The organism is Pseudomonas sp. GW821-FHT07F01 (genome assembly GCF_059418825.1).
The window spans coordinates 180425-198122 of sequence record NZ_JBWKQO010000002.1; the positions used below are offsets into that span (position 1 = coordinate 180425).

General features: G+C 66.5%; 14 protein-coding genes. 5 read left to right on the forward strand and 9 right to left on the reverse strand.

Annotated elements, in window-relative coordinates; all coding sequences use genetic code 11:
- Positions 1-53 precede the first annotated feature (53 nt).
- Positions 54-1094: an ABC transporter substrate-binding protein gene (locus tag AC07R1_RS07140; RefSeq protein ID WP_011061749.1), complete on the reverse strand. Its 1041-nt coding sequence runs from the start codon at positions 1092-1094 to the stop codon at positions 54-56.
- 514 nt (positions 1095-1608) lie between these two features.
- On the opposite strand from AC07R1_RS07140, the gene AC07R1_RS07145 reads away from it, so the two are divergent.
- The 3 genes from AC07R1_RS07145 to AC07R1_RS07155 all read left to right on the forward strand — a co-directional run bounded on the left by AC07R1_RS07145 (position 1609) and on the right by AC07R1_RS07155 (position 5102).
- Positions 1609-2757, forward strand: coding sequence for a MalY/PatB family protein (locus AC07R1_RS07145; protein ID WP_011061750.1), 1149 nt, complete (start codon positions 1609-1611; stop codon positions 2755-2757).
- Positions 2758-3037: 280 nt separating this feature from the next.
- Entirely contained in the window at positions 3038-4096 is a 1059-nt protein-coding gene (locus AC07R1_RS07150) for a Rieske 2Fe-2S domain-containing protein (RefSeq protein ID WP_495110334.1), read from the forward strand.
- A gap of 55 nt (positions 4097-4151) precedes the next feature.
- A complete protein-coding gene (locus AC07R1_RS07155) occupies positions 4152-5102 on the forward strand; it encodes a PDR/VanB family oxidoreductase (RefSeq protein WP_495110335.1) in 951 nt (316 codons plus the stop codon).
- A 4-nt stretch (positions 5103-5106) separates the two neighbouring features.
- On the opposite strand, the gene AC07R1_RS07160 is transcribed toward AC07R1_RS07155, so the two are convergent.
- The 6 genes from AC07R1_RS07160 to mdlC all read right to left on the reverse strand — a co-directional run bounded on the left by AC07R1_RS07160 (position 5107) and on the right by mdlC (position 13105).
- A complete protein-coding gene (locus tag AC07R1_RS07160; protein WP_011061753.1) occupies positions 5107-5820 on the reverse strand; it encodes a GntR family transcriptional regulator in 714 nt (237 codons plus the stop codon).
- A gap of 267 nt (positions 5821-6087) precedes the next feature.
- On the reverse strand, positions 6088-7326 hold the full coding sequence (locus tag AC07R1_RS07165; protein WP_373365326.1) for an OprD family porin: 1239 nt from the start codon (positions 7324-7326) through the stop codon (positions 6088-6090).
- 138 nt (positions 7327-7464) lie between these two features.
- Positions 7465-8940 (reverse strand): aldehyde dehydrogenase family protein, encoded by a 1476-nt coding sequence (locus AC07R1_RS07170; RefSeq protein WP_011061755.1) that lies wholly within the window; start codon positions 8938-8940, stop codon positions 7465-7467.
- A gap of 138 nt (positions 8941-9078) precedes the next feature.
- A complete protein-coding gene (locus tag AC07R1_RS07175; RefSeq protein WP_495110336.1) occupies positions 9079-10002 on the reverse strand; it encodes a ketopantoate reductase family protein in 924 nt (307 codons plus the stop codon).
- A 43-nt stretch (positions 10003-10045) separates the two neighbouring features.
- Positions 10046-11437: an MFS transporter gene (locus tag AC07R1_RS07180; protein WP_015635941.1), complete on the reverse strand. Its 1392-nt coding sequence runs from the start codon at positions 11435-11437 to the stop codon at positions 10046-10048.
- Between the two features lie 81 nt (positions 11438-11518).
- Positions 11519-13105, reverse strand: coding sequence for a benzoylformate decarboxylase (gene mdlC / locus AC07R1_RS07185; RefSeq protein ID WP_492583815.1), 1587 nt, complete (start codon positions 13103-13105; stop codon positions 11519-11521).
- 115 nt (positions 13106-13220) lie between these two features.
- On the opposite strand from mdlC, the gene AC07R1_RS07190 reads away from it, so the two are divergent.
- Positions 13221-14117, forward strand: coding sequence for a LysR family transcriptional regulator (locus tag AC07R1_RS07190; protein WP_011061759.1), 897 nt, complete (start codon positions 13221-13223; stop codon positions 14115-14117).
- A 109-nt stretch (positions 14118-14226) separates the two neighbouring features.
- Positions 14227-14808, forward strand: a complete 582-nt coding sequence (locus tag AC07R1_RS07195; protein WP_495110337.1) for a hypothetical protein — start codon at positions 14227-14229, stop codon at positions 14806-14808.
- A 17-nt stretch (positions 14809-14825) separates the two neighbouring features.
- Here the strand turns inward: AC07R1_RS07195 and AC07R1_RS07200 are convergent, their stop codons facing one another.
- Entirely contained in the window at positions 14826-16151 is a 1326-nt protein-coding gene (locus tag AC07R1_RS07200; protein ID WP_401018092.1) for an MFS transporter, read from the reverse strand.
- A gap of 456 nt (positions 16152-16607) precedes the next feature.
- Positions 16608-17615, reverse strand: a complete 1008-nt coding sequence (locus AC07R1_RS07205; protein ID WP_065364247.1) for a zinc-dependent alcohol dehydrogenase family protein — start codon at positions 17613-17615, stop codon at positions 16608-16610.
- Positions 17616-17698: the final 83 nt, after the last annotated feature.

Here is a 17698-nt window from a genome sequence, read left to right on the forward strand (position 1 = left end):
CGGCGTTTTTGTTGACGATCTTCGCGAGCAAGCTCGCTCCTATGGCCTTTCCATCAGCGAGCGGCCCAGGCGTTGAAACGCTGCTCCAGCTCCTCGCCATGATCGACCCAGAACCCCGCATCCACTGCCCTGGCGCCCTTCAAATTGGCTTCGAAGGTCGGCAGTTGCCGCTGCACCGCCTCAGGCAGCAACGGCAGCGCCTGACGATGCACCGGCCCGTAGGGGATGTTTTCAGAGAACACTTTCTGCGCCTGGGGCTGGCTGGCGAACAGAATGAAGGCTTCGGCCAGGGCCTTGTTCGGCGAGCCCTTGACCACCGCCCAGTACTCCGGGTCGTACAGGCTCTGGGGCCAGAGGATACTCAGCTGCATGCCCTCCTTCTGGGCCATGGCAATGCGCCCGTTGTAGGCTGCGCTCATCACCACGTCACCGGCCACCAGCCACTGCGGCGGCTGAGCCCCGGCTTCCCACCACTGGATGTAGGGCTTGATCTGGTCGAGCTTGGCAAAGGCCCGCGTCACGCCCTCGGGGGTGTTGAGCACCTGATACAACTGGGCAGGCGCCACACCGTCGGCCAGCAAGGCAATTTCCAGGGTGTACTTGGCGCTCTTGCGCAAGCCGCGCTTGCCGGGGAAGTCCTTGAGGTTCCAGAAATCCGCCCAGGACTGCGGCGCCTTCGCCAGCTTCTGCGGGGCAAAGGCCATGACCATCGACCACACATAAGTGGCGACCCCGCATTCGGTCAACGTGCCGGGCACGTACTGCGCCGGGTCCCCGAAACGGGCCAGGTCCAGGGGTTCGAACAGGCCCTCGTCACAGCCACGCAGCAGCTCCGGGCTCTCCACTTCGACCACATCCCAGCTGGTCTTGCCGACATCGACCATGGCCTTGATCTTCGACAGCTCGCCATTGTATTCGCCGGCCACTACCCGGGCCGCCCCGCTCTGGTTGAATGGCTGGAAGTAGGCCTGCTCCTGAGCCTGTTTAGTGGCTCCGCCAAAGGAAATGACCGTGAGGTTCTGCGGCTGGGCGTAAGCCCCGGTGCACAGCAAGACCCACGACAACGCAACGCCGCAACGCAAGGTGTTGGACATGAAACCCATCCTCAAGAAAGCCGGCTCGCCCGCACGAACCCGCACAACAAGAGCCTGGAAGCGACCGTATGCAACGGGCGGTACAGCACCAGGCACTACGAGTCTTGGTCAGCGGCGCAAGGGCTCGCGCGGCGCAGGCCGCGTAGCCGGATCATCACCGTTGCGGGCTCTGCGGCCCTGATCGTTTGGTGTAGTGGCGACCCGTCCGGAGCAACCGGCCGTGGTCATGCGCGAATGGCAGTTCATCGCTTGCTCCCTGTTGTTTTTGTAGGAAGAACAAATCGATCGGCAGTGCATCGCAGGAGCGCCCGTGGCAGTCGGGCAGGCGGATGCAGGGGTTCATTGTTTCCATAACCCGGGGCGTTGCGAAACGAGGTTTTTGTGAGGCACAGGCAAGGGAAAAGCTGCCTAGAGGACAGCCGGGGTAAAAAAGCCGCAACTGGGCCGGCCGGTTCAGCGCCAGGTGAGGCTAGAATCAGTTCCTTTCTCCCCCGCGACCCGACGAGATCCGTTCATGAGCTTCGATTTCGATACCCTGCACCCCCGTCATGGCACCGGCAGCACCAAATGGAGCCGCTACCCCGAGGATGTCCTGCCGATGTGGGTGGCGGACATGGATTTCGCCGTGGCCGATGGCATCCTTCAGGCCCTGCGCCAGCGTCTGGAGCACCCGCTGCTGGGCTATAGCGTGGCCCGGGACGAATTGCGCGAGGCGGTGGTCGCCGACCTGTGGGACAAATACGCCTGGCGCGTCAGGCCCGACGAGCTGATTTTCCTCCCCGGGGTCGAGCCCGGGTTCAACATGGCCCTGCACGCCTTCGTCCAGCCGCAGCAGAAGGTGGTGCTGCAAACCCCCAACTATCGCCCCCTGCGCCTGGCCCCTGGCAACTGGGGCCTGGACAAGGTCGAAGTGCCGTTCCAGCTCACCGTCGACGGCACCTACGACACCCCCATGGACGCCCTGCGCCAGGCCTTGCAAGGCGCCGGCGCGATGCTCCTGAGCAACCCGCACAACCCCCTGGGCAAGGTCTTCCCCCGGGACGAACTGCTGGCGGTGGCCACTGCCTGCCTGGACCAGGGCGCGTTGATCATTTCCGACGAGATCCATGCCGAGTTGTGCTTCGACGGCCGCCGGCACATCCCCACCGCCTCCCTGAGCCCGGAAATCGCCCGGCGTACCATCACCCTGATGTCGGCCAGCAAGGCCTACAACATCGCCGGGATGAAGACCTGCTTCGCCATCATCCAGGACCCTGCCACCCGCCTGGCCTTCAACAATGCCCGCGCCGGCATGGTAGACAGCGTCAGCCCCCTGGGCCTGGAAGCCACCCTGGCCGCCCTGACCCACGGCGGCCCCTGGCTCCAGGCCCTGCTGGGCTACCTGCAGGCCAACCGCGACTACCTGCTGCACGCGGTGCAGACCCGCCTGCCCGGCATCCGCATGCACGCGCCCCAGGGCACCTACCTGGCCTGGCTCGACTGCAGCGCCCTGGGCCTCGACGACCCCCACGCCTTCTTCCTCGAGCAAGCCAAGGTCGGCCTCAGCGCCGGCCTGGAATTCGGAGACGACTGCGGGCAGTTCGTGCGCCTGAATTTCGGCTGCCCGCGGGCCTTGCTGGAAGACGGCATCCAGCGCCTGCAGGACAGCCTGCAACGGCGCTGACTCTGCAACCCCCACTTCGTCCCCGACACCGCAGCCGCCAGATCCCCCCTGGCGCTGCGGCCCGCCCCCCAGCCTCGCCCCGCAACTGCCCACCGGCCCTTCGGCGCGCCGCGCCTTGACGCGCGAACAATGGATCCATAACCCCCCCCTTCACTGGATCCAAACCCCCTATGACAACCGATTATCGAACACTAAATCAGCATATTTGTTTGACACCCCCAGAGCGCCAACCATTTAATGGATCCATTAAATAAAAACAACAAACGCCTGGAGAGACGTCATGTACCCCAAGAATGCCTGGTACGTTGCCTGCACCCCCGATGAATTGCAGGGCAAGCCCCTGGGCCGGCAGATCTGCGGCGAACACATGGTGTTCTACCGCGCCCATGAAGGTCGGGTAGCCGCCGTCGAGGATTTCTGCCCCCATCGCGGCGCGCCGCTGTCCCTGGGCTATGTCGAGAACGGCAACCTGGTATGCGGTTATCACGGCCTGGTGATGGGCTGCGACGGCAAGACCGTGGAAATGCCCGGCCAGCGGGTGCGCGGCTTCCCCTGCAACAAGACCTTCGCCGCGGTGGAGCGCTACGGTTTCATCTGGGTCTGGCCCGGCGACCAGGCCCTGGCCGACCCGGCGCTGATCCATCACCTGGAATGGGCCGACAACGATCAATGGGCCTATGGCGGCGGGTTGTTCCACATCCAATGCGACTACCGGCTGATGATCGACAACCTGATGGACCTGACCCACGAAACCTACGTGCATGCCTCCAGCATCGGCCAGAAGGAAATCGACGAGGCGCCACCGCAGACCACGGTAGACGGCGATCAGGTGGTCACCGCCCGGCACATGCACAACGTCATGCCGCCGCCCTTCTGGCGCATGGCCCTGCGCGGCAACCAGCTGACCGACGACGTGCCGGTGGACCGCTGGCAGATCTGCCGCTTCAGCCCGCCCAGCCATGTGCTGATCGAAGTCGGCGTGGCCCATGCCGGCCACGGTGGCTACCACGCCCCTGCGCAGTACAAGGCGTCGAGCATCGTGGTGGATTTCATCACCCCCGAAAGCGACACCTCGATCTGGTACTTCTGGGGCATGGCGCGCAACTTCAAGCCCCAGGACCAGGCGCTCACCGAGAGCATCCGCGAAGGCCAGGGCAAGATCTTCAGCGAGGACCTGCAGATGCTTGAGCGCCAGCAGCAGAACCTTCTCGCCCAGCCCCAGCGCAACCTGCTCAAGCTCAATATCGACGCCGGCGGCGTGCAGTCGCGCCGGGTCCTGGAGCGGCTGATCGCCCGGGAGCGCGAGCCCCGGGAACCCTTGATCGCCACAAGCCGTTAACCCCCCGAACCCGACAGGCTGGCGGCCCGGATGCGGCCACCGGCGAGGACCGATGATGATCGACGTACTGGTGGCCGCGCGCCACGACGAAGCCCTGGACATCTGCAGCTTCGAACTGGCCGCGGCCGACGCAAGCCCCCTGCCCGCCTTCAGCGCCGGCGCCCATATCGACGTGCATCTGGCCAACGGCCTGGTGCGCCAATACTCCCTGTGCAACCACCCTGAAGAGCGCCACCGCTACCTGATCGGCGTGCTCAAGGACCCTGCCTCTCGCGGCGGCTCCAGCAGCCTGCACCAACAACTGGAGGTGGGCACGCGCCTGCGCATCAGCGAGCCACGCAATCTCTTTGCCCTGGAGCACGCAGCACGGCGCAGCCTGCTGTTCGCCGGCGGCATCGGCATTACCCCGCTCCTCAGCATGGCCGAACAGCTGGCCCACTGCGGCGCGGATTTCAAGCTGCACTACTGCGCTCGTTCGGCCCAGCGCGCGGCCTTCGTCCAGCGCTTGCAGGCCTCGCCCTTTGCCGAGCGGGTGAGCCTGCATTTCGACGAACAACCGGACACCGCCCTGGATATCGCCCAGGCCCTGGCCGGGCCCCGGGACGACGTGCACCTGTATGTCTGCGGCCCCGGCGGTTTCATGCAACACGTGCTGGACAACGCCCGGGCCCAGGGCTGGAAGGAGCAATGCCTGCACCGCGAATATTTCAGCGCTGCGCCCATCGACCACAGCGCCGACGCCAGCTTTGCGGTGAAGCTGGCCAGCAGCGGCCAGGTGTTCCAGGTACCGGCCGATCGCAGCGTGGTCCAGGTGCTGCAGGACCAGGGCATCGAAGTGCCGATTTCCTGCGAGCAAGGGATCTGCGGCACCTGCCTGACCCGGGTGCTGGAAGGGGTACCGGAGCACCGCGACCTGTTCCTCACCGAGGACGAGCAGGCGCGCAACGATCAGTTCACGCCCTGCTGTTCCCGGGCCAGGAGCCCGCTGCTGGTGCTGGATCTGTAGAGCCTCACTGCGGGCGCAGGATCAGCCTCATGCGCTCGTCGGCCACGGCCGAGCCGAAGATCTCGGCATAGCGCAAGGTGGCGTTGGCATGCTCGCGCATCAGGGCCTCGGCCCGCGCACCCTGGCCATTGACCAGGGCATCGAATATCGAGTGATGCTGCATGTGGGCATAGTTGAAGCGCCGGTATTCCCGGGCCATGTCCTGGCGGTCTACTGCCAGGGCGGTGACCGAGGCGAACGGCAGGTGGTCGTTGCGCGCCAGGGCATCGGCGATCGCCGGGTTGCCGCTGCCCGCCACGATCACCTGGTGAAAACGCATGTTGAGGTCGTGATAGAGCTCCAGGTCCTCTTCGTTGACATAGCCCTTGTCGAACAGCGCATCGCCCTCGACCAGGCAGCGTTCGAGAATCGCCCGGCCCTCGGCCGACAGCCCGCGCTCGGCGGTCTGGCGCGCCGCCAGGCCTTCCAGCACCCCCCGCACCTCCACCGCCCCGGCGATGTCTTCGGCGCTCACCGAACGCACCTGAAACCCGCGACCGCCGAACCGCACCAGCAGGCCTTCCTGCTCCAGGGTGCGAAAGGCCATGCGCACCGGCATGCGTGACACCCCGAACAGCTCGGCGGTGGGCACTTCCATCAAGCGCTCGCCTGCCGCCAACTCGCCCGAGGCGATCATCTTGCGCAGCGCGACCAGCACCGTTTGACCGGGTTTGCTCATCCGGGCAGCTTCCTGAAAACGTGGGCGGCCATAGTAACGCAAGCCCCCCCGCAACACGCACCCCGAGATTGCCGTAGCCATACGAAGCAGCACGAAACAGCGGCTACCTTGTAGCCGCTGCCGAGCCTCGGCGAGGCTGCGCAAAGGTCCGCAGAACCTTGCCTGGCGATCTGCCGCCGGACCTCCAGCGCCCGTGGAGTCGCTGCGTCTGCTGCGTCGGAATGCCGCCCAAGCCGTTCGCAGCCTGCGGCAGCGGCTACAGGGTTTTCAGAGCGACAGCGGGTAGCTGACAATCAGCCGGGTCTGGTCGAAGTCGCTGTTGAAGCTGCGTCGGTTGGTGGCGTTGTTCAGCCGCAGGCTGAGGTTCTTCAAGGTGCCGCTCTGCAGGGTGTAGCCGATCTCGGTATCGCGCTCCCACTCATGGCCGTCATTGCCAACCTTGGTGGTGGCGCTGTCGCCACGACCGTAGCGCACCATGGCCAGCAGCCCGGGAATCCCCGAGGCGGCGAAGTCATAGTCATAACGCACCTGCCACGAACGCTCGCCGGCGTTGCTGAAGTTGCCGTTGAACATGTCGTTGCCCAGGGTCCGGCCGCTGCTGCCGTAGACCGACATCCAGGGGCTGTCGCCGCTGACTTTCTGCAACCCCAGGTACAGCGTGTGCCCGGCCCGGGAGGCGGAGAACAGGCCATAGGCGGTGTGGCTGTCGACCCGGCCGATACGCGCGCTGCCATCGTCGCGGTCGATGAAGTAGCCCAGGTTCGCCCCCAGGGTCCAGTCCCCCAGCGGTTGCTTGTGCAGCAGGTTGAAGTAGCTCTGGCGGTAGATGTCTTCCAGCTGCGAATGCCAGACCCCGAGCAAGGTGCGCTGCTGGTTGAAGCGGTATTCGGCACCGGCGTAGTTGAAGCCGTCGGACTTGACCCCGGGCGCGGCCCAGGCCGAAAGGTCCTGCATGTCCGAGGAGTTGCGCAGGCTGACGGCACGGTACTGCCCGGCCTGCAGCCCCAGGCCGCTGATCTCTCGGGAGACCAGCATGGCCCCGCGGAAGGTTTGCGGCAGCAGGCGGCCGTCGTCATAACGCAGCAGTGGAATGTCCGGCAGCAGCTCGCCGACCTTGAACTCGGTGGCGGAAATCCGCGCCTTGAGGGCCGCTCCGGCGCGACCGAAATTGTCCGCGGCGCGCCCGTCGTCGTGCACCGGCAGCAACTCCGAACCGCTGGCCTGGCGACTGCTGTCGAGCTTGAGGCCGAACAGGCCGATGGCGTCCAGGCCAAAGCCCACGGTGCCCGGGGTGTAGCCGGAGCTGAACTTGAGGATAAAGCCCTGGGCCCACTCCTCGACCTGGCCCTTGGGCGCGTCATGGTCACGAAAATCCCGGTTGAAGTAGTAGTTGCGCAGCAGCAGGTCGGTCTTGCTCCCCTCGAAAAAACCGCTGTCGTCGGCGGCCCAGGCGGGCACGCACAGGCCCACGGACAAGCAAGCCCCCACCAGGGAACGGCACTGCATCGGATGACGGGTGTTCATTATTATTGTTCTCCGCTTTTCATAGGCGCAGCCGTGCCCGACAGGCCGACAAGGGCCCGCGCGCTCACGGATGCTCAAAAGCCCGGCCAGGGCGGCCGGGCGTTATTCAAAGGTGTCGGGTCAGAAGGGATACTGACGCGGCCGGTGCTGCAGGCTGATCCAGTGGTCCCGGGTGAATTCATCGATCGCCCAGTCACCGTTGAAGCGCCCAAGGCCGGAGTTCTTCTCGCCACCGAAGGGCGCGTTGGCCTCGTCGTTCACCGGCACATCGTTGATGTGGGTCATGCCGGCGCGCACCTGCCGGGCGAAGTTCACCCCGCGCTCCAGGTTGCCGGTGAACACCGCACTGGCCAGGCCGAATTCGCTGTCGTTGGCCAGCTCCAGGGCATGGGCTTCGTCCCGGGCGCGCAGCAGCCCCACCAGCGGGCCGAAGATTTCATTGCGCGCCAGGTCCATGTCGGCACGCACTTCGCCGTACACATGGGGCGCCAGCAGGTTGCCGTTCTGCCCGCCCTCGTACAGTGGCTCGGCGCCCTGCTCGCGGGCCAGGGCGATCTTGTCCTGCAGGCCCTGCAACTGGCGGGCGTTGATCACCGGGCCGATCACTGTGTCCAGCGATTGCGGATCACCCACCTTGAGCTGCTTGACCCGGGCCACGAAGCGCTGGGCGAAGGCGTCATAGAGGCGCTCGTCGACGATGATGCGGTTGATCGCCATGCAGATCTGCCCCTGGTGCAGGAACTTGCCGAACACCGCGGCGTTCACCGCCTGTTCCAGGTCGGCATCGTCCAGTACCACGAACGGGCTGTTGCCCCCCAATTCAAGCGCCACGTGCTTGAGGTGCTCGCCGCCACTGGCGATGCGGCCAATGCCGCGCCCCACCGGGGTCGAGCCGGTGAAGGTGATCAGCGCCGGCACCGGATGCTCGACAAAGGCATCGCCGATCTCGCTACCGGCCCCCACCACCACGCTGAACACCCCGGCGGGCAGGCCCGCTTCCTCGAAGATCCTGGCCAGCAGCAGGCCGCCGCACACCGGCGTATCGCTGGCCGGCTTGACCACCACCGCGTTGCCCAGGGCCAGGGCCGGGGCGATGGAGCGCTGGGTCAGGTGCAGCGGGAAGTTCCACGGGCTGATCACTCCGACCACCCCCAGGGCGCTGCGGTACACCCGGCTTTCCTTGCCCGGCACATCGGATTCGACAATCCGCCCGTGGACCCGCGCCGGGAAGGACGCCGCCTCCAGGGTGATGGCCCGCGCCGCGCCCCACTCGGCCAGGGCCTTGATCCGCGTGCTGCCGGATTCGCGAATGATCCAGTCGACAATTTCCTCCTGGCGCCGGTCGAAGATCGCCACCGCCTGGTGCAGCACCGCCGCACGCTGGGACGGGCCCAGGGCCGCCCATTGCGGCTGCACCTGGGCGGCCTTGGCGTAGGCCGCGTCCAGGTCGCTGCGGTTGGCCTGGGCCAGTTCCAGCAGCTGTGCACCGTCGAATGGATTGCTCACCACCAGGGTCTTGCCGGAGGCGCCGGCGCGCCACTGTCCGGCGATGGGTTGCAGGTGCAGATCGCGATAGACCGCGTTGGAATCACTCATGGAAAATCTCCTCATGGAACAGCATTCATAAACCGATGTGTCACACAAAAGCCGGCGTATGCAGGAGCTGGCTTGCCAGCGAAGGCGCCCGCCAGCGCCACACAAGCCCCAAGGCCCTCTTCGCCGGCAAGCCGGCTCCTACGAGGCGGCGCGTTTTTCGATCAGGCGCAGCAGGCCCAGCAGGGTTTCGGTGTGGGGCACAGGCACCCCCGCCTGCCGCGCCCGTTCCAGCACCTGGCCATTGATGGAGCCGATCTCCGTGGGCCGCCCTGCCAGCACGTCCTGCAACATCGAAGGCTTGTGGGTGCGGTGATGGGCAATGGCGAACGCCACACTGTCCAGGCAGCCCTGGGCATCCAGCTCTATTCCCTGGGACCTGGCCACCGCCACCACCTCCAGCACAATGGACCGGGCCAGGGCCACGCCTTCCGGCGCTGCGTCCAGCTGGCCCACGGTGCAGCCGATGGCGGCGCACAGGCTGTTCAAGGCGGCGTTGAAGGCCACCTTCTCCCAGATAGAGGTCCAGACCTGCGGGTCCACCGCACAGTTCAACCCGGCAGCGTCCAGCACCGCCGCCACCTCCTGGCTGGCGTTGCGCTCGCGGCTGCCTGGGGCCAGCACCCGCACCATGCCCTGGCCGTGGGAATGCACCTGCCCCGGCCCGACCATGTCGGCGGGCCAGTTGGTCATGCCGATCAGCACCTGCTGCGGGGCCACATGCCGGGACAGCGCCTCGGCATTGCCCAGGCCGTTCTGCAGGGTCAGTACGAGGGTGTGGCCGGCGATATGCCCGGCGACACTGCGCAAGGCACTGTCGGTGTGCAGGGTCTTGGTGAAGACCAGCAATAGGTCGGGGTGCCCCGTGGCCTGCTCCGGACGGCAGGCGTGCAGGCCGGTAATGCGCCGCTCGCCGCTGTCGGTGGCCAGCAGCAGGCCGTCGCTGCGGATCGCCGCAAGGTGTTCGTCGTTGATGTCCAGCAGGGTTACCCGCTGGCCGCTTTGCGCCAGCAGGCCGCCAAACAGCGAACCCATGGCGCCCGCGCCAAGAATGGTGATGTTCATCGAACCTCCTGTTTGAGTGGCCGGTTCACGCACCGGGCCGCGTTCATGACTGGCCCGGCAGGCGCCGGGGAATGTGCCGGCCCACGATCAGCAGCGCCAGCAGCGCCATGACCATCACCGACCCCAGCAGCGTGAGGTAGCCGTTGGCGCCGCCCTGGGTAATCACCAGGGCTCCGGCGAAGGCACTGAGGATCGCCCCCAGGCGCCCGAAGGCCAGGGCCGATGCGGTGCCGGTGGCGCGCACACTGGTGGGGTAGATAAAGGCGCACAGGGCAAACATGGTGGACTGCACGGCGTTGACGAACAGGCCGTGCACGCCGAAGCCGAAGATCAGCAGCCCGGTGTCCTGGTGGATGTCCACCACCTGCAACAGGAAGGCGCTGGCCGCGCCGCCGGCGCAGCAGATCAGCAGCGGCCAGAACGAACCCCAGCGAGTGATGGCCACCGCGCACACCAGCGCCCCGATCACCCCGCCCAGGTTGTAGGCGGTCAGCCCGGAACCGGCCACCGACAGCTCCAGGCCTTCGGACAGCAGCATGGTGGGCAGCCAGCTGAAAGCGCTGTAGACCGCGGTCAGGCACATGAAGAACGCCACCCAGAGGGCCAGGGTGTCACGCCCGTAGCCCAGGGCGAACAAGGCGCGGAAACCACCCTGCTTCTCGCTCTTCTGCTCCAGGGCATCGGTGTAGACCACCCCCGCCGCCATCGGCCGGCCCATGCGCCCGAGCAAGGTGCCCAGCTCGTTCCAGCGCTGGGGCCGGCGCGCCAGAAAGCGCGGCGACTCCGGCAGCGTCGCCAGCAAGGCAAAGCCCAGGACGATGGGCAGGCTGCCGCCGATGAAAAACAGGGTGCGCCAGCCGTACAGCGGCAACACATGGGAGGCGAACAACCCCGCCAGCATCCCGCCCAGGGGCACGCAGACAATGGTGGCCGTCACCGCCAGGGTACGCCGCCGCGCCGGGGTGAACTCGGCCGTCACCGTGGTAGCGCTGGGCAGCGCGCCACCGATGCCCAGCCCGGCGATAAAACGCAGGGCCGCCACCGCTAGTGCATTGGGCGCCAGGCCAATGGCGCAAGTGGCCGCACCGAACACGAAGACACTGGCAATGATCGCCATGCGCCGGCCGAACCGGTCGGCAAACAGACCGGCGCAGGCACTGCCGATGCCCATGCCTATCAGCCCGGCCGCCACCGCCGGAGCGAACGCCTCGCGGGTGATGCCCCACTCCTTGATCATCAGCGGAATGGCAAAGCCGATCAGTTGGCCGTCGAAGCCGTCCATGACGATGGACAGCGCCGCCAGCAACACCACCAGCTTCTGCATGCCGGTGAAGGGGCCATGGTCGAGCAAGGTGCCGATGTCGGCGTGGGTGGAACCGGAACGCGCCGGCTGGGGCGCGTCATCTATCACAGCAGTGACCGAAGTCGTGTTCATAACCACCTCTTTTTATTCTTCTGGTGAGTCCGCAGGTTGCGGTTGGCAAGGCCGGGCTCGCGCCCGGCGACAAGGCAGCCCTCAGGGTTCGATGGTCAGGGTCGGCACCTCGATCAGTACCGGGCGGTCGCCCGCCAGGGCCTCACTCAGGGCCTGGGCGAACGCCTCGCGGGTGTTGGCCTGCACCGAGTGCACGCCATAGCCGCGGCCGATGGCGCAGAAGTCCAGGCCGGGCACGTCCAGGCCCGGGGCGTCGCTGACCTGCAGCACACCGGCGAACCAGCGCAGGGCGCCATAGGTGCCGTTCTTGAGAATGATGAACACCACCGGGATCTGGTACTGGGCGGCCGTCCACAGCGCGGTGATACCGTAGTTGGCCGAGCCGTCGCCAATGACCCCGATCACCCGCCGCTCCGGCCGGGCCAGTTGCACCCCCACCGCCGCTGGCAGGCCGAAGCCCAGGCCACCGGCGGCCGGGAAGTAGTAGCTGCCGGGTTCGCGCATTTCCACCCGCTGCCAGAAGGCGCCTACGGTGGAGGTGGACTCCTTGACGTAGATCGCATCCTTGGGCGCCAGCTCATCGATCACGTCGAACACGGTTTCCGGGCGCAGCAGGCCGCCCAGCTCCTCGACCGGAGCAGCCGGCGGCAAGGCCCGGGGCTGCGGCCGGTCGCAATCCGGCAGCGCCCAGACCAGGGCCTGCAGGGTCTCGGCGATGTCCCCCACCAGCGCATCGCCCATGGGCGCACGCGCCGCTTCGCTGGGGTCGCAGGTGATGTGCAGCAGCTCGGTGCCCGCGGGCAGGTAGTCCCCCGGGGCGAACTGGTGATAGCGGAATACCGGGGCCCCCACCACCAGGATCAGGTCATGGTCCGCCAGGCAGCGGCTGATGCCGGCAATGGCTGCCGGCAGCACCCCGCGAAAGCTCGGGTGACGGGTGGGAAACGGGCAGCGCGAAGCGGACGGCGCGACCCAGGCCGGCATACGCAGTTTCTCCGCCAGTTGCACGGCCAGGTGGTTGCTCTGGCTGCCATCCACATCCGGCCCCAGCACCAGCACCGGGTTGCGCGCTGCCGCCAGGCGCTGCACCAGCGAACGCAATTGCGCCGCCGAGGGCAGCCCGGCAGTGGCCACCTGGCGCCGGGCCAGATGCTCGACCCCGGCCGGCGCCGGGCGGGCCCAGTCGTCGTAGGGAATGGACAGGTACACCGGGCCCTTGGGCGCCTGGTTGGCCATGTGGATCGCCTGGCTCAGGGCCCGCGGCACGTCCTCGGCGCAGGCCGGCTCGGCGCTCCACTTGACCAGGGGCTTGGGCAGCTGCGGTGCATCGACGTTGGCCAGCATCGCCTCGACGCCGATCATCGAGCGCACCTGCTGGCCGGCGGTGATCACCAGCGGGCTGTGGGAGTACCAGGCATTGGTCAGGGCGCCCATGCCATTGCCGGTGCCGGCCGCGGCGTGCAGGTTGACGAAGGCCGGCTGGCCGCTGGCCAGGGCGAAGCCGTCGGCCATGCCCACCACCGCGCCTTCATGCAGGCCGAGGATGTAGCGGAAGTCTTCGGGGAAGCCCTTGAGAAAGGGCAGCTCGTTGGAACCCGGGTTGCCGAACACGGTGGTCAGGCCTTGTTGCCGCAGGATGTCGTAGGAGGCGCTATGGACGGTTTTCATATGGACCTTTGCCGCTGTTTTTTAGAATTTGAGTTACTCTTGCAGCCGCCACGAAATTGATCAAATCGATACTATCTCTATTAAAAATAAGACCCGTCTATATCCATGAGGCAGCATGAGCCACATCGATCTGAACCTGATCCGCACCTTCGTCACCCTCTACGAAGCCCGCAGCGTGACCCTGGCAGCCGAGCGCCTGTTCGTCACCCAGCCCTCGGTCAGCTATGGCCTGGCGCGGCTGCGCGAGCTGTTCGACGACGGCCTGTTCAGCCGCACCCGGGACGGCATCCAGCCCAGCCAGTTGGCCGATGAGCTGTACCCGGCCTTTCGCGAATCCCTGACGCGGATCGAGAACACCGTGCACAGCACCCGGCGCTTCGACCCGGCGACCACCGAACGGCGCTTTCGCATCGCCCTCTCCGACCTTGGCGAAATGGGCTTCCTGCCGCTGATCCTGGCGCGCCTGAACCAGCAGGCCCCCGAGGCCGAAGTCGAAGTCCTGCCGCTGCAGGTGGACCAGGCCGGCGAGTGGCTCAGCAGCGCCAAGGTCGACGCGCTGATCTGCCGCAAACCCTTGACCGGCACCCGCAGCCAGGTGCTGATCCGCGAGCGCTACGTGTGCCTGCTCAGCGACCGTCATCCGCGCATCGGCACCCAGCTGAGCCTGGAGCAGTTCCTCGCCGAGCGGCACATCGCCGTGACCCGCACCACCGGCCACGGCAGCGTCGAGGACGTGCTCAAGCAGATGGGCGCCCGGCGCCGCATCAGCCTGCACGTGCCGCACTTCTCGGTGCTGCCCAAAGTGCTGCCCGGCACCGACCTGCTGACCGTGCTACCAGCGCAGATCGCCCGCCTGTTCACCCTCGAAGGCGGCCTGCGGCAACTGGAACTGCCGTTTTCCGTGGGGGAGTTCGAAGTCTCGCTGCACTGGCACCCCAACAGCGACAGCTCCGCCGCCCTGAGCTGGTTCCGCCAGGCCGTGGCCGCGGCGATCATCGACGGCCAGTCTTGAAACAGCGCCCGCACTTTGCCGGGCCGTGCTGACAACCGCCCATCCCTTGGGCGACCATGGCCGGCCTGGGCCACAACCAGGCACCTCTCTTGAAAGGACTCTGACCACCATGAGCACCCGCTCCCTGCCTTTAGTTTTCCTGACCATTTGCATCAGCTTGCTGCTGAGCGCCTGTGGCCCCAACGTGCGCTGGATGCACCCGGACCCGTCGAAGGAACTGCTGCTGCGCGCCATGACCGAGCTCAACGGTTTTCATGCCTACGACTTCAGCGGTGAAGACAACAGCCTGATCAGCGCCGCCGAAGCCAGGGCGCTGCTGGAAGACAGCACCCGGATCACCGAGCGCACGCCGACCTTCATGTTCGTCGAGATCAAGGGCCGCACCCTGAGCATCGTCGGTTACTCCTCCACCTATCGCCCGCGCACCCAGGACTACACCACGCCGATGATCTTCAGCTACGTCGGCGAGCTGAAAAGCGCCCGCTATGCCCTGCCCCACATGGCGCCGAACATCGCCGACCTGAAGTTCACCTCGATCCCCGTGGAAAAACTCAACGTGGCGCTGCTGCCGCTGTCCAGCGGGCGCGTGAGCTATCCCGACTTCAATGGCAACCTGAACGTCGAATCGGTCAACGGGCGCTACACCCGGATCAGTGCCTTTACCCGCAAGGACAGGGACTCGATCTTTTAACCCCCACCCTGGCCACACTAGGCCAGGGCCGGCTGCGGTTGCGCCGATACCGGCCGCAGCAGCAACAGGCAAGCGGCCGCCAGCACGAAGACCACGGCAAACACTGCGTACAGGTGCAGCGGCTGCCAGCCGGCATCCAGCAACACCCCGGCCACCGTGGGCGAGACAATCGCGCCAATGCGCCCGATGCCGATCCCCCAACCGACCCCGGTGGCCCGTACCGAAGCGTCGTAGACCACCGGTGACAGGGCGTAGAGCCCGGCCACGCAGCCGTTGGCGAACAGCCCGATCAGCAGCCCCAGGCCCAGGGCCGCGGCAATCGAGGAGGCCGAGCCGACGAACAGCACCAGCAGCCCGGCGGTCACCAGCATGAACAGCGACAGCACCCGGGTCAGCGGCCAGCGCGAGGACAAGCCGCCGATCAGCGCCGCGCCGAAGATCCCGCCGACACTCAGCAGCACCCCGCCGGTGATCCCCTGCTGCGCCGAGAGCCCGGCGGCCACCAGCAGTTTCGGGGTCCAGCTCATGACGAAGTAGAAACCGAACATCACCAGGAAAAACAGCAGCCAGATCAGCAGCGTGGTGCGCCGCATCGGCCCGGCGAACAATTGGCCAAAACCGCTGCCGGCGCCCTGCTCGCGTACCGCTGCCGCGGGCATCTGCAGCAGTTGCGGATGGCCCAGGCGCCCGGCCAGGCGATTGATTCGCGCCAGGGCATCGGCCGGCCGCCGGGCCAGGAGAAAGTCCAGGGATTCGGGGAGCCAGAGCAGCACCAGGGGGATCACCAGCAAGGTGACGATACCGCCGAACAGGAACACCGAGCGCCAGCCCCAATGAGTCAATAGCCACACCGCCAGCAGCCCGCCCAGGGTCGCGCCCAGGGCATAGCCGGTGGATTGCAGGCTGACCGCCAGGCCGCGCCAGCGGCGGCTGGAATACTCGGCGGCGATCACGTTGCTGCTGGCCAGGATGCCGCCGATGCCCAGGCCGGTCAGGCCGCGCAACAGCGCCAGTTGCAAAGGGCTCTGGCTGCCGGCCGACAGCAGCATGCCGACACCCGACAGCAGCAGGCAGAACAGGATCAGCGGCCGGCGCCCGAAGCGGTCGGCCCAGGGCGCGATAAACAGCGAACCGGCGGCCATGCCGAACAGACCGGCACTGAGCAGCAAACCGATCTGCGCTCCGTTGAGTTGCCACTCGGCGGACACCGAAGCGGCGGTGAAGGCCATCACCAGCACATCGAAGCCGTCGATCATGTTGAGGACGATGCAGATACCGATCGCCAGGCACTGGAAGGAGCCCATCGGGCCCTGGTCGACCCGTTGCTTGAGATCGTGGTTCATGGCCGTCCTCCCATGCTCGGGCTGGACGCGCAAAGCGCGGGGACGGACAGGCACACAGGCAGGTGGCACGCAGGACCGAGAACGGCCCGTGCCCTTGGGAGAACGCGCATGACGAAACCCTTTTCTTGTAATTGTTATGCGGGGACGGCCAGGAAGGTTCCTGCCATCGCCAGGGGCCTAATCAATCAATTAATGGATCCACAAACAATAGAGAGACACGCGAATAGTGCTTTTTATGGGCGATTATCGCGCACTATCGACTTTTTACGCTGTAAACGATGAAGCCTTTAGATAATGGCTTTATTTTTGGATCCATTAGCATGGATCAACTGTTTGTGAGTGGCTGGCTGGGGCAGGCAGGCGCTGCGCCTTTTGTCGCCACCTGCAGCAGCGGCCACAGAGATCGGATCCCCAGGGGATCCGATCAGTAGGCTGGGCCCGGGTTGCGGCATCGCTTCAGAGGCTCAGGCAGATTTTCCCCAGGTGCGCGCCCGAGGCTTCATGGGCGAAGGCCTTGGCGATATCCGCCAGGGGGAAGGTGCTGTCGATGATCGGTTTGATGCCGGTGGCTTCCAGGCCCCGGACCATTTCGATCTGCTGCTGGCGGCTGCCGACGATCAGCCCCTGCAGGCGCTGTTGCCTGGCCATCAGTGCCGCGGTCGGCACCGGTCCGGCCCAGCCGGTGAGCACGCCGATCAGGGCGATGTGCCCGCCAATGCGGCACGCGTTGATCGACTGCGGCAAGGTGCCCGGGCCACCGACTTCCACCACGTGATCGACGCCGCGGCCGCCGGTGAGCTTGAGCACTTCAGCACCCCACTCGGGGTGGGTGCGATAGTTGAGGGTATGGTCGGCCCCCAGCTCGCGCACCTTGGCCAGCTTGGCGTCCGAGGAGGAGGTGGCGATCACCGTGGCACCCATGGCCTTGGCCAGTTGCAGGGCAAAGATCGACACCCCGCCGGTGCCCAGCACCAGCACGGTTTCCCCGGCCTTGAGCGCGCCGTCCACCACCAGTGCGCGCCAGGCAGTCAGGCCGGCGGTGGTCAGGGTCGCCGCCTCGGCATGGCTGTAGCCCTTGGGCGCATGGGTGAACCAGTGGCTGGGCTGGATCACCACTTCACGGGCGTAACCGTCGACACCATCGCCCGGGGTGGTGCTGAAATCGGCGATCGCCGGACCGCCATCGTGCCAATGGGGAAAGAAGCAGGACACCACCGCATCGCCCACCTTGAACTCGCTGACGCCCTCGCCCACCGCTTCCACGACCCCGGCGCCATCGGCCATGGGAATCCGCCCGTCGGCGGTGGGCAGCGCGCCGGTCACCACGGCGTAATCGTGGAAGTTCAAGGAACAGGCATGGATACGCACGCGGATCTGCCCGGCGCCGGGCTGGCCGGGGTCTGCCAGCTCCACGCGCTTCAGGTTGTCCAGGGATGCCGGCAGGCTGAGCTTGATGGCTTGCATGGGATGCTTCTCCACAGATCGATAATCATCAGGGGGCTAACCCTACCACCAGTACCGGCTATCTGTAGCCGCTGCACCAGGCT